15 protein-coding genes are annotated in these 12571 nt (G+C 61.6%); 8 read left to right on the forward strand and 7 right to left on the reverse strand.

Annotation, left to right across the window (positions count from 1 at the left end; all coding sequences use genetic code 11):
- Positions 1-67 precede the first annotated feature (67 nt).
- The gene (locus tag NKH23_RS18860; protein WP_352716766.1) at positions 68-295 is read right to left on the reverse strand and encodes a helix-turn-helix domain-containing protein; all 228 of its coding nucleotides are present in this window, start codon (positions 293-295) and stop codon (positions 68-70) included.
- 77 nt (positions 296-372) lie between these two features.
- Here NKH23_RS18860 and NKH23_RS18865 point away from each other — a divergent pair, with 77 nt between their 5' ends.
- The 8 genes from NKH23_RS18865 to NKH23_RS18900 all read left to right on the forward strand — a co-directional run bounded on the left by NKH23_RS18865 (position 373) and on the right by NKH23_RS18900 (position 6405).
- Complete coding sequence (locus tag NKH23_RS18865) at positions 373-651, forward strand: DNA -binding domain-containing protein (RefSeq protein WP_352716625.1); 279 nt, start codon at positions 373-375, stop codon at positions 649-651.
- Positions 652-815: 164 nt separating this feature from the next.
- A complete protein-coding gene (locus NKH23_RS18870; RefSeq protein WP_352489765.1) occupies positions 816-1001 on the forward strand; it encodes a transcriptional regulator domain-containing protein in 186 nt (61 codons plus the stop codon).
- A gap of 52 nt (positions 1002-1053) precedes the next feature.
- Complete coding sequence (locus tag NKH23_RS18875; protein WP_352716622.1) at positions 1054-1584, forward strand: DUF2285 domain-containing protein; 531 nt, start codon at positions 1054-1056, stop codon at positions 1582-1584.
- Positions 1585-1698: 114 nt separating this feature from the next.
- A complete protein-coding gene (locus NKH23_RS18880) occupies positions 1699-1989 on the forward strand; it encodes a helix-turn-helix transcriptional regulator (RefSeq protein ID WP_352716621.1) in 291 nt (96 codons plus the stop codon).
- 446 nt (positions 1990-2435) lie between these two features.
- Entirely contained in the window at positions 2436-3356 is a 921-nt protein-coding gene (locus NKH23_RS18885) for a DUF736 family protein (protein ID WP_352716619.1), read from the forward strand.
- Between the two features lie 382 nt (positions 3357-3738).
- Positions 3739-4422 carry a lytic transglycosylase domain-containing protein gene (locus tag NKH23_RS18890; protein ID WP_352716618.1) on the forward strand — a complete coding sequence of 228 codons (684 nt, stop codon included), beginning with the start codon at positions 3739-3741 and terminating at the stop codon, positions 4420-4422.
- On the forward strand, positions 4419-4664 hold the full coding sequence (locus NKH23_RS18895; protein WP_352716616.1) for a hypothetical protein: 246 nt from the start codon (positions 4419-4421) through the stop codon (positions 4662-4664). The genes NKH23_RS18890 and NKH23_RS18895 overlap by 4 nt, the downstream gene beginning before the upstream one ends.
- A gap of 1 nt (position 4665) precedes the next feature.
- Positions 4666-6405 carry a relaxase/mobilization nuclease domain-containing protein gene (locus tag NKH23_RS18900; protein ID WP_352716614.1) on the forward strand — a complete coding sequence of 580 codons (1740 nt, stop codon included), beginning with the start codon at positions 4666-4668 and terminating at the stop codon, positions 6403-6405.
- 121 nt (positions 6406-6526) lie between these two features.
- Here NKH23_RS18900 and NKH23_RS18905 read toward each other — a convergent pair whose 3' ends face one another.
- The 6 genes from NKH23_RS18905 to NKH23_RS18930 form a co-directional block, all read right to left on the reverse strand.
- A complete protein-coding gene (locus NKH23_RS18905; protein WP_352716613.1) occupies positions 6527-7576 on the reverse strand; it encodes an L-idonate 5-dehydrogenase in 1050 nt (349 codons plus the stop codon).
- Complete coding sequence (locus NKH23_RS18910; protein WP_352716612.1) at positions 7573-8979, reverse strand: TRAP transporter large permease; 1407 nt, start codon at positions 8977-8979, stop codon at positions 7573-7575. Before NKH23_RS18910 ends, NKH23_RS18905 begins: the two co-directional genes overlap by 4 nt.
- 3 nt (positions 8980-8982) lie before the next feature.
- Entirely contained in the window at positions 8983-9555 is a 573-nt protein-coding gene (locus NKH23_RS18915; RefSeq protein ID WP_352716611.1) for a TRAP transporter small permease, read from the reverse strand.
- Positions 9556-9699: 144 nt separating this feature from the next.
- Entirely contained in the window at positions 9700-10674 is a 975-nt protein-coding gene (locus NKH23_RS18920; protein WP_502908384.1) for a sialic acid TRAP transporter substrate-binding protein SiaP, read from the reverse strand.
- A gap of 51 nt (positions 10675-10725) precedes the next feature.
- Positions 10726-11445 carry a FadR/GntR family transcriptional regulator gene (locus NKH23_RS18925; protein WP_352716610.1) on the reverse strand — a complete coding sequence of 240 codons (720 nt, stop codon included), beginning with the start codon at positions 11443-11445 and terminating at the stop codon, positions 10726-10728.
- A 147-nt stretch (positions 11446-11592) separates the two neighbouring features.
- Positions 11593-12501, reverse strand: coding sequence for a DMT family transporter (locus NKH23_RS18930; RefSeq protein ID WP_352716609.1), 909 nt, complete (start codon positions 12499-12501; stop codon positions 11593-11595).
- Positions 12502-12571: the final 70 nt, after the last annotated feature.

Here is a 12571-nt window from a genome sequence, read left to right on the forward strand (position 1 = left end):
ACGCTGCAGTGGAGTGCCGTTGCAGTTCACAGCGGCCATCAAAATCGCAATCCGAGAATCGTCCGTATCATCTTTGAATATTCGGTGCAGGACGTCTGAGCAGATCTGCGGCCTCGATGCCGAGAACGTTTGCCAACTTGTCGACAACGTCTATCGTCGCGCCGTAGACGCTGCGTTCCAATGCACTGATATAGGTGCGATCAACGTCCGCACGGTGGGCAAGTTCTTCTTGCGAAAGCGCCGCCGCCTTTCGGTGCTGCCTCAGATTGTGCGCAAATACCTCGCGTATTTCCATGTCCGCGAGTGCAATGCTTGTCGAGTATTCAGCCACGGAGTATTCTCGACAAATTGACTTCGACGATTGGAAATCGCTTGCTCAAGCCACTGCTCGATCCTGATGTCGCCGACATTGCACCGGATGCCCCGATCCTGACCGGCTATGATGAGGAGCGGCTACTTACCTACATTCGCCTGCTCGACGCGGCGGCGGAAGATGCCGACTGGCGAGAGGTGGCCAGGATCGTCCTGCACATTGACCCAGAACAGGAGCCGGAGCGGGCGTTCCGGTCTTGGGAAACCCATCTTGCACGCGCGCGATGGATGACGACCAGCGGCTACCGGTACCTTCTCGCGGGCGGCGCTCCGCACTGAGCGCCTTGTCATGCTTTGCTGAATCCGCGCAACGATTTGCCGACTCTCCAACTATTCAAATCTCTCATCACTCTGAATGTTGGTGCCGGGGCCTTAGATGCGGTTATGCGGAGAGGACAGGAACCGTGCAGGGCGATTGGACCGAACCGGCGGCCTACGTGCACATGTGCAGCTACCAAGCTGAGGAGTTCGCCGCCGAATATCTGATCCGGAACAATAAATTCATTGCCGAATGCCGCCAGATCGCCTCGCGGCTCTCAGGTTCCGGAGATCCTGTCGATCAGCGCGACTTCGCTGCCCGTTGGGGTGCGCGATTTCAAAACTGCCGGTGCCGGATTTCCGCAGGCTGAGAATATCGTCTGGACAGAACAGGCCTCGCCGCGCGTGCTGCGGGCCACGCGGATGTCCGCTTCCATCAGCCCCTCTCATCAGAGAATTCGGCCTTCCAGACTTATCGGAGCCAGCATTTGGCAGCAGAAGGAAGGACTTCACATTCTTTGGTCTGCTTCAACCGGGAAGAGCCATCTGGTCTGCGAAGACCGCTCCGGCGAATTCGATGCTATCTTATTGCCGCTCGACGCTGCATTTGAGACGCGACTCGATGCGGCGCGCCGGCTCTGGCGGGCGCTGAATGGCCGAGCTGTCAGTCCATCCTACGGCTCGCTACCGCAACAGACCAAGATCAGGCACATCCTCAATTTGCGCGCGCATGATGGTCGCCACATGGGTGCAACCTATCGTCAGATCGCGGAGGTGCTGTTGTCGCGAGAGCCGATTGTACCGCGGGACTGGCGTGATCATCATCTCCGGCACAAGGTCCGGGCCATCTTGCGCCGTGCAGCTTTTTTAGTCGCTGGCGGCTATCGCGATCTTCTCTTCTACCCCCACAGTCGCAGCGCGAAGTCCGGCCGCCGAAGACTTTCTTCGGGGTAGCAACAACACGCCCCCCGATCTTTGCCCTCCCTCCCTTTTCCCCATTTCGAGCATGGTCCGCTTTGCGCGTCCCGGCAGGCCAGGATGACAGCACAACCGAATGGAGATCGAGCAATGTCGAAGGGTCCCGCGGACGCGCCCCGAAAATACCTGCGCACGAAGGAGGCAGCACCCATCGTGGGGCTCTGCGCCCGTACTCTCGAAAAGCACCGGACCTATGGCACCGGGCCAAAATACCGAAAGATCGGCGGACGCGTCCTCTACGACATCGACGACTTGCATGCCTGGATAGAGCTCGGCGCACGCACCTCCACCAGCGATGCGAACGCGACCAATGTTCCGCCGGCAAAACCACATGCAGCCCGCGCGCCGGCTTATGTCGGCAGGCGCGACTGCAGCTCCTGATCTGTGGCACAATGAAAATGCAGTATCCCGAGACCATTCAGCAGCAGCTTGCGCTGCCTCATGCCTACTCATCTGGCTTCGCTCTACGCGGTACGCGGGATCTTATGGCGTGGCTGCTCGCCCCGTTGGTGAAATCCCGCCGCCTAACACCGATCCACTCTCATGCGGACAAGGAATCGCCCTGCGTTGAGGCGGCGAATATGCCTGGCATGGCAACGATTTGGAACGCTGACATCGGTCTGGGCCGCGCCGCAAATCATCCACGCCAATGCCAGGAAATTGCGACAGCGCCTGCTCGCGACGAAACAGCACCAAACGCCGACCTTCATGTGGCCTGGTCAACGCGTCCACAGCCAGACGGCAGCATGCGAGCAGCCGAGTTCCTACAGGCGCAAGCGTCGTAACGTTTGCCTGCTGCGCCCCAGGATCGAGTCATGAGCAAGCACATGAAGATCATCGCCGCGATGGTTGGCGGCTCAGTGCTCGCCGCGGCGCCGGCACTGATTAGCCATCCGCCGCTGGCCATCTGGAACGCGTCCGCGAGCGTCCCCATCGGGCTCTATCGCATTCTGCCGGCCGACAAAATCCGTGCTGCCAGCATCGCCGTCATCGTGCCGCCCGAGCCATTGGCGGCCTTCATGGCAAGACGCGGATATCTGCCGAAAAACGTGCCGCTCCTGAAGCAGGTTTTGGCACTCGGGGGCGCGACCGTCTGCCGCAAAGGTACAGCGATCATCGTCAACGGCAGGACCTATGGACATGCACGCGAGCGTGACAGCCGCGGTCGCCCCCTGCCCAGCTGGCGGGGCTGCCGCGAGATCGCCGACGACGACGCCTTCCTCATGAACCCGGACGCTCCCGAAAGTTTTGACAGCCGCTATTTCGGCCCGCTCCCGCTCTCATTGATTGTTGGTCGCGCCGTTCCCGTCTGGACCACCGAGCGCGCCGCTCCGGCGCTGGATGTCACCAACAATGTTTCCCGGCGAACCGTCACGTCTCGGCCTCAACGCCCACTAAACACTCATGAAAGGAGCACTGCAATGCCCCAGATCGGCACCTTCACGCGCAATGATGACGGCTTCTTCGGCAATCTCTCAACGCTGACAATCGAGGCGAAGATTGCCATCCTGCCTGCTGAGAAATCCAAAACCGAAAACGCGCCCGACCACCTCGTCTATTGCGAGGGAATGGCGGTCGGCGCGGCGTGGGACCGCACCGGAGACAAGGCTGGGGACTATATCTCCGTCTCAATTGACGACCCGTCCTTTACGCAGCCGATCCGCGCGAAGCTGTTCCGGTCCGACGCCGAGAACCGCGTCTGGAGCCTGCACTGGAACCGGTCATCGAAGCGCGAGGGGCGAGGCTGAACAGATGTTGTTTGAGCCCTTCGATGAATCTCTCTCGTCAACGTCTTTGACCGAGCGGACGCCGGTCAAACCCTTGGAGAGGATCGCCAGTCCGGCAGCAGCACGCGACGAACATCAGAGGCGGCCGGACACTTGCTTTTCACTCCAGAGGCCGATTTCATCAGCGTTTTGGCAAAGCTGGTCCGGCCAGCGAGGCGTCGCGCTTAGCGGAAGTGAACACCGAAGCGGGCTGGCAGCTCATCGGTTCCGGGGTCGGCGGGATGCCGTCCACAGAGGTGTGACAAGGATTGCCACATGCGTCGTGCTCGCCTTCGCGACTCCGGAAGCTGTTGCAGACGCATGCTCTCATGGTGAACGGCCGGCTCACTCCGAGAGCACGATCTTGTCGGCTGGCCAGTGGTCGCGGCATATCCGGGAAGCGGCTAAACGGTTCGCCATTCCGGAGCGTTTGCTTAGCGGCGTCATGCATGTCGAGAGCGTCGGCGATGTTCGAGCGCGTTCAAGAAAGGGCGCAATAGGGCTGATGCAGATAATGCCGGCGACGTGGGAAGAACTGCGCGTTAAGCATCGACTCGGCGACGATCCCTATCAGCCTCGTGACAACATTCTTGCAGGCGCTGCGTATCTTCGCGAAATGCTCGACAGCTTCGGGCGCAGCGGCTTTCTTGCCGCTTACAATGCCGGCCCTGGACGGTACAAGGAACATCTGTCAACCGGCCGTCCGCTGCCACGCGAGACGGTCGACTACGTCAGGAAACTCGCGCCGCTGATCAATGGCGCAATTCCCAGTCCGACGTGTGCACGGCAAGGAAGAGACAGAGCCAGCTCACGCAGAACCGCGCTTTTTGCGCATACCAATGACATTCGGAACGCCGCTGCATTGAATGGCAATGGTTATGCAGACACGACCTTTACGGCGATTCATTCGTCCACAATGCGGTCGCTAATGGGCAATTCTGTTGCTGACCTGACCGCGATCGAGCCGTGGCCAGGTGAGACCCGTTTCTGGTCGAACCACGCTGTTCCTGGGCTATTCGCTCAGCGCGCTTCACCCGCATTGCGATGATCGGCACATTCCTCCTCGATTGCATTCCGGCCTGCTCCGTCGCCGAAATTGCGGCGGAAGGGTTGGCCGCAGATGAGGGCGGAGAGATTGGCAGGATAAAGGGCCGCGAGGTGCGGCTCGGTCGGCCGATTGTTTTCCTTGTGAGTTTCAACTCAATTCGCGATGTGCTGGCACAAACGGCGATGTGCGCTATTCCTATTTTTCGGTTTTTCCAACGGAAACCGCACCTCTTGGCCGCCTAGCATGAAACGTGACGATAACTTTCGCGTCCGCCCTGGTCGCATCCGCTCCCGCGCCGGCCAGCGCGCGCGACCCTTCATCTTCCAGGCGCTTGCGGCCACACAGCGCGCTGGCGGTCACCTTACAAGCAAAGGCCGGATCACCTCGCCACGAGCTTCAACGTTTGGCCGCGGCAGGTCGGCGGCCATCCGCACCAGTCACCTCATCTCTGAGCGCTCACGAGGCGCCGTCGTCAAGACCCGTGTGGTGCGGCAGTTCAGGGGGTCTCCACCACTCGCCACCTATCTCAAGTACCTTCGCCGCGAAGGTGTTACACGTGATGGCGAGAAGGCGAGGATGTTCGGTCCCGGCACCGAAGAGGCAGATGATGACGCCTTCTCCGACCGCTGCAAGGACGATCGGCATCACTTCCGTGTCATCGTCTCGCCGGACGATGCAACGGAGCTCGGTGACCTCAAGAACTTCGCTCGTGAACTGATGGTCGACATGGAGCGCGACCTCGGCACGAGGCTCGACTGGATTGCCGTCGATCACTGGAACACCGAACATCCGCACGTTCACATCCTCGTTCGCGGCGTTGCCGACAATGGCGAGAATCTTGTCATCTCTCGCGACTACATCCGCCAGGGCATGCGCGATCGGGCGAGCGACATTCTGACCCAGACGCTGGGGCTCCGCACCGACCTCGACATCCGCCAGGCCATCGAGCGGCAGGTCGACACTGAACGCTGGACGCAGCTCGATCGCCAGCTTGCTCGCGACATCAACCGTCATGGCGTCATTGAAGTGGCACCACATCCTGATGGCCAGCCCGACGAGTTCCTAGGGCCTAAGGTCGGCCGGCTCCGGCAACTGGAACGCCTAGGCCTCGCTTATGAGATCCATCGGGGCCAATGGATGGTGGCCGAAGAAGCTGAGGCGACTTTGCGCGCCCTCGGCGAACGCGGCGACATCATCAAGCGCATGCACCGCAGCCTCACCGCGCAGGGGCTAGAAAGGGGGACAACCGACTATGTGCTCGCGGCCGAAAAGATTGATGCGCCCGTGATCGGACGACTGCTCGAACGCGGCCTCGACGAACTGCGCGGCACGGCCTACGCCATCGTCGACGGCATCGATGGTCGCCCGCACCACATTCGTTTCTATGACCCTGATGCGGCCGGGGACTCTGCCCCAGGCTCGGTCGTGGAGTTGTGCCGCGATGCGGGTGCAAATGGCTCTGGCAGGGTCAGTCTCGCCGTCCGCTCTGACCTTTCGATCGAACACCAGGTGCATGCTTCCGGCGCGACTTGGCTCGATCGGCAACTTGTTGCGCGCGAGCCGGCCGAACTCCGCGACGGCGGCTTTGGCAGGGACGTAAGACAGGCACTGGAAGATCGGGTCGACGAGCTTGTCAGGCGCGATCTGGCCAGGCGCGAGGGACAGCGCGTTATTCTAGTGCGAAATCTGATCGATACGCTACACGATCATGAGGTGGAATCGCTCGGTGCCCGCCTCGCCATCGAGACCGGCCTGTCATTCAGAAACACTGCCAACGGCGATCATGTGGCTGGGATTTACCGGCGGCGTTTCTCGCTGGCTTCCGGCCGGTTCGCGATGATCGACAATGGACTAGATTTCAGCCTCGTGCCCTGGTCGCCTTCGCTCGATAAGCGCTTTGGCAATCAGGTTTCCGGAGTCGCGTGTCTGGATACAGGGAGCATGGATTGGAGCTTGGGAAAGAAGCGCGGCATCGGGTTGTGAAACGTACAGGCACAGATTCTATCTGATGCTAGCGACAGGAAGCCAGCACCGTGCGTTCTGTCTGTACCTTCCCCCCCGAGCGCCATGGCCTCTTTCAAAACGAAGCTCGCAAAATCTTCAATCAGTCCGCTGTCAGCACGACCTTGACACTCTGTGAACGGTCGGCGGCAAGACGGAAGGCATCGGGGGCGGAAGAAAGCGTGCGCTCCGCTGTCACCAGCTTCAGGACGTCCACCTCACCCGACACGATGAGATCGACCGCCCGGCCGAACTCCGTGCCGAAGCGGAAGGTGCCTTTGAGGTCGATCTCCTTGGCCATCACCGCATTGGCCGGCAGTGGGATCTGGCCACCGGGAAGGTTGCCGACCTGGACCACCGTGCCGCCACGCCGGACGCTGGCGATCGCAGCGGCAAGGCCGGCCGCGCTGCCCGAAATCTCGAACGCCACATCAAGCGAACCGCCGGCCGAGAGCGCCTGGAGTTCGGCGTCGCCGCTGGAAATGTCGACCGTCCTGTCAGCGCCCAACCTGCGGGCGAAGGCGAGCGGCGCGGCGACGATATCGACGACGGTCAGTTCAGCGCAGCCGGCAAGCCTGGCCGCAAGCATGGTCAAGAGACCGATGGGGCCGGCACCAAACAGGACGACGTTGCGGCCCCTGATGTCGCCGGCCCGCGCGACGGCGTGCAGGCTGACCGCCAGGGGTTCGGCAAGTGCCGCCGCCTGGTAGGCCACATCAGATGGAACCTTGAAGCATTGCGCGGGCGTGGCGTCGAACAGACTGGCGAAGCCGCCCGGCATATGCGGTGTCTTCGATGCCGAGCCCATGAAATAGATGTTTTCGCAGAGATTGGCGCGCCCCTCCAGGCATCGCGCGCAATGCCCGCACCAGCGCGACGGATTGACCGCGACGTGGTCGCCGACGCCGAGTCCGGGCGCGGCGCCGTTGATCTCGACGATTTCGCCGGCGATTTCATGGCCGAGGACAAGCGGCGAGGTGACGACGAAGTCGCCGGTGCGGGCATGGCGGAAATAATGCAGGTCGGAGCCGCAGATGCCCCCTGCCCCGAAGCGCACCCGCACCATACCTGGTGCCAGCGGTTCCAGCGGATGCTCCACGACGCGCAGGTCCTGCGGGCCGAACAGCGTCGCCGCAATCACCTGGCCACTCACCGGATCAGGCCCATCTCGGTGGGCAGCCAGAGCGTGATGGCGGGTATGAAGGTGATCAGAAGCAGCGCCACGATAAGCGGCACCAGCCACGGCAGTATCGCCATGGTGGTGCGCTCGACCGAAAGCTTGGCGACACGTGACAACACGAACAGCACCATGCCGAGCGGCGGGTGCAAAAGCCCGATCATCAGGTTGAGCGTCATGATCAGCCCGAAATGCACCGGGTTGATGCCGTAGACGGCGGCGACCGGCAGCAGGATGGGCACCAAAATCGTGATCGCGGCGATGGTATCGAGGAAGCAGCCGACCACCAGCATCAGGATGTTGACCAGGATCAGGAAGACCCACTTGTTTTCGGTCAGCGCGAAGATGAAGGTCGAGAACAGCTGTGCTGCCTGGCTGACGGTGAGCAGCCAGGCGAAGATCGATGCGGCGGTGACGATGAACAGCACCGACGCGGTCGTTTCGATCGTGTCGAAGCTGGCCTTGGCAAGCAAACGCAGCGTCATCGTGCGGTAGCGCACCAGCCCGAGGAAAAGCGACCAGATCACGGCCGCCATCGCCGCCTCGGTCGGCGTGAACCAGCCCATCGTCATGCCGCCGATCAGGATGACCGGCGTCATCAGCGCCATGACCGCGGAGAAATTGAAATACCAGTCCGCCGCGATCAGCACCAGCAGCGCGATGCCGACCGCGATGTTGATCGACAGGCCAAGCTGCACAAGCACGTAACAGCCAATCGGAAAGGCAGCCACCACCAGCACCTCGCCCGCCGCTTCGGCCAGCCGCCGAAGCTCGAAAGGTGTGTCGGAACCCCAGCCGCGACTGTAGGCAAAGATGGCGACCGTAATCATCATCAGCACGGTCATGACCACGCCTGGCAGGATGCCGGCCATGAACAGCGCGCCGATCGAGACATTGGCCATCATGCCGTAGATGACGAAGGGCAGCGAGGGCGGAAAGATCGGCCCGAGCGTGGCGGAAGCGGCGGTGACGCCGACCGCGGCGTCGATAGGATAGCCGTGGTCCTTCATCGCCTTGATTTCGATGGTGCCGATACCGGCGGCGTCGGCGAGTGCAGTGCCCGACATGCCGGAAAAGATCACCGATCCGATGATGTTGACCTGCGCCAGGCCGCCCTTCATCCAGCCGACCAGGGCAAGGGCGAAGGAATAGATTCGCCCGGTGACGCCGGCGATGTTCATGAGGTTGCCGGCCAGGATGAAGAAGGGAACGGCGAGCAGCGGAAAGCTCTCCACCCCGGCGATCATGCGCTGGGCCGCGATGATATCGGGCGCGACGCCGTAGATGACGAGGTAAAGGATCGAGGCGGCCGCCATCGAAACAGCGACCGGCACGCCGATGAGCATCAGGACAAGAAAGCCCCCGACCAGAAGCAGCATCGCTCAGACCCCCGCCGTCTCGAACGCACCGGGACGCTCGAGCACCGAATAGCCGCGTCTGTAATTGCCGATGAAGACCTGGATCGAGCGCAGAAGCATCAGCACGAAGCCGGCCAGTACGGCGTAGAAGAACCAGCGCCGCGGCAGGTTCACGGTGACCATGCGCTCATGCGCCACGATCGTGACGTAGCGCCACATCAGCCATGTTCCGTAGGCGAAAAATGCGACGCGGATAATATCGACGGCGAGCGCCAGCCAGCGACCGACGCGCTCCGGCAGATAGTGGTAAAGCACGTCGACATGGATATGGCGCGACAGGCGCACGCACATCGCGGCGCCGAGAAAGACAACGACCACGAGCGCGTTGATGGCGATCTCCTCGGTCCAGGCAAGGCTGTTGTTCAGCGCATAGCGGGTGAAGAACTGCAGGAAGACACAGACGACCATGCCCCAGAATACGGCAAGCGTGATCCAATCCTCGATGCCGTGGTCCGACAGGTCGACGTGTACCGGCACCTCCTCGAAGGCGTGGGCGATCTCTTCGACGGTGATCTCGGTGTGGTGTTCCTCGGCCATTGGCGCGGGCTCCCGAAGCTGGTGGATCGTCAAGGATTGGAAAGGCCGTCCGGCACACTTTGAAGCCGGACGGATGGGCAGGTTAAAGCGGCGAATCCGATTGCCGCCCTATCCTCTTGATTGAGCATCCGATTTGCCGATGCTCTACTTGATGGCGCGGATCGCTTCCCAATCGGCCTTGTTGTAGCCGAACTCCTCGAAGGTGACCTTCTCAAGCACATTCTTCTCGAAGTCGGCACGGTCGACATCGGTTACGCTGATGCCGCGGTCCTTGAATACCTGCACCAGTTCCTTTTCGCGGGCGACGATCTTTGCCGTGGCGCGGGCGGCAGCCTCCTGCATCACCTCGGTAAAGATCTTCTTGTCCTCGTCGGACAGCGAGGCCCAGCGCGACGCCGATATGATGGTGTTGAGATGATCGACGATATGGCCAGTCATCACGATGTTCTTCTGCACCTCGTAGAATTTCTTCGCCTCGATGGTGGTCAGCGGGTTCTCCTGGGCCTCCACCGTGCCGTTCTGCAGGGCCAGGTAGACCTCGGCGAAGGCAATCGGCGCGGTGTTGGCGCCGCAGGCGCGCGGCATGGCCAGATAGGCCGGCACGTCGGGAACGCGCATCTTCAAGCCCTGCATGTCGGAGCACTTGGCGATCGGCCGATTCGAGGTGGTCTGCCGCGTCCCGTAATAGGTCGTGGCGGCGATGTGGTTGCCGGTTTTGTCCTCATAACCCTTGGTCAGGGCCTTGTAGACGTCGCTCTTGGTGTATTTCAGCAGATGGTCGGCATCGCGGAAAGTATACGGGAAATAGGTGACGCCGATCGGTGGATATTCGCGCGCCGCGAAGCTCGATCCGGAAATGATGATGTCGACGGTGCCGAGCATCAGGCCCTGGTTGATGTCTGCTTCCTTGCCAAGCTGCGAGGCCGGATAGACGTCGATGGCGTAGCGGCCCTGGGTGCGCTTCTTGATCTCGTCGGCCGCCCACACGGATTCGGTATGGAAGGGCTCCGTCGTCTCGTAGACATGTGCCCATTTCAGGACCGTTTCCGCCGAGGCCGACGCCATGGGTATGGCAATTGCGGCGATCGCACCGAGCAGAACTGCGTATTTTCTCAGCATCTAATTCCTCCCTGGTTGAATTTGACGGCCAGATCTCCCCCCGGCCAACTGCTATTCCGCAACCTCCTTGGCTGCGGCTCTCTCATCGAAATTGCGTGAGAATCTGATTTGCGACTGGCGCAGATGCTGCTGCATGGCGGCCTTGGCCCGCTCGGGGTCGCGCGCGGCAATCGCATCGCGCACGGCACCATGCTCCTTTGCCGCGATCTGCCAGGAATCGCTGGTCTCGAAATAGATCGACAGGCGTTCGAAGTACGGGTTCATGCGCTGGTCGAAAAGCTCGCCGATGAAGCGTACCAGCACCGCGTTCTCGAGAATGCCGGCGACTGCAGTATGGAATTCCCGGTCGAGCGCAATGGTCATCTTGTTGGGGTGACGCATGGCCTCCATCCGGCGCAGCACGTCGTCGAGCCGTTCGATATCTGCAGGCCGGACGTGTAGAGCCGCTTCGGCGGCGATCGCACCTTCGACGAATTCGCGCGCGCGCAACAGCTCGAACGGACCTTCCTCCATTTCGGGTTCGGAGGCGGCGGCGCTCGGCGGATCGGTGACGTAGATACCCGAGCCGACGCGGATGCGTATGCGGCCTTCGACCTCCAACGCTATCAGCGCTTCACGGACCGTCGGGCGTGAAATTCCGAGCTGGTCGGCCAGATCCCGCTCGGTCGGCAGACGGTCGCCGACGGAAAACTCGCCGGCATCGATCAGCTGCCTGAGCTGATCGGCGACCTGTCGGTAAAGCCGGCGTGGTTCAACTGCCTGGATCGGCATGCGCGTTTAGTTCCCTCCCGGGCCATCCCTGGTACATTGGTCTGACCCATTGACCACAGCTTAGACAGAGGATGCAGAGAGTCAAGCTCGATAGAACCGCGGCCTGCGCAACCGGAACGCGGCGGCATTGCGCAAGCATTCCATGCGTCAGCGCCGTCCGCGAATGACCAGGACGTTCCCGGCGGCGACGAGGACGAGCCCGATGATCGCGTAAGCGGTCCAGGCGTAGCCTTCCAGCGCTGTGGAGATCAAAAGCGCAAAGACGGGAAATATGACGGTCGCATAGCCGGCGCGGGCGCCGCCAATGCGTCCGAGCAGCGTCAGGTAGGCGGCGAAAGCCATGACCGTCGATATGACGGCGAGGAAAACCAGCGAGCCGATATAAGAGGCGGTCGTCGCGAACACGAACGGCTCACCGAGTAGGAAGGCCAGGAACGCCGACCACAGAGTGCCATAAAGCATGCCCCAGGCGCTCGTTGAAACGAGCGGCAGGCCGCGGCGCTGGTTTGCGACGGAGACGAGATTACCGGCGCAGAAGCTCAGCGTGCCGCAGAGGCACAGCAGAAGGCCCACCAACGTGCCGCCGGAAAGCCCGTTCGCGGCGATTTCGGGAAAGAACATCAGCGCTATTCCGGCGAAGCCAATGATGCCGCCGGCGAGAATGCGCGGCGCCGGGCGCTCGCCGATGACCAAGGCACCGAGCACCATGTTGATGACCGAGGCGAGTGAGAAGACGACCGAGAGCAAGCCGCTGACGAGATAGCCGGCGCCGTAATAGAAAAACAGGAAGTTCGATGAGAAGATGAGGATGCCGAGCACAGCAAAGCGGAAATGATCGGTGATCGGAAAGCGGAGCCGCCGGCCGGAAAAGCCCGCCCAGGAAAACATCAGCAGCGTGGCGATGGCGAAGCGCCAGACCAGATTGACCTCGTTCGATACGCCGCTGCCGACCTGAAGTTCGATCGCGAACCACGATGCGCTCCAGGCAATGACCGTCAGCGCGTAAAGCCCGTAGTCGACCGGTTCGAAGGGGCGGTCGCGCGTCGTCGTGCGCATTTCCGCGTTAGCCGGTTCCGCGGCGCCGTTTGGTTCTCTTGTTACTGACATGCTAGCAATGGTCCGTTTT

Source organism: Mesorhizobium sp. M1328 (genome assembly GCF_040318075.1).
GTDB lineage: Bacteria > Pseudomonadota > Alphaproteobacteria > Rhizobiales > Rhizobiaceae > Mesorhizobium.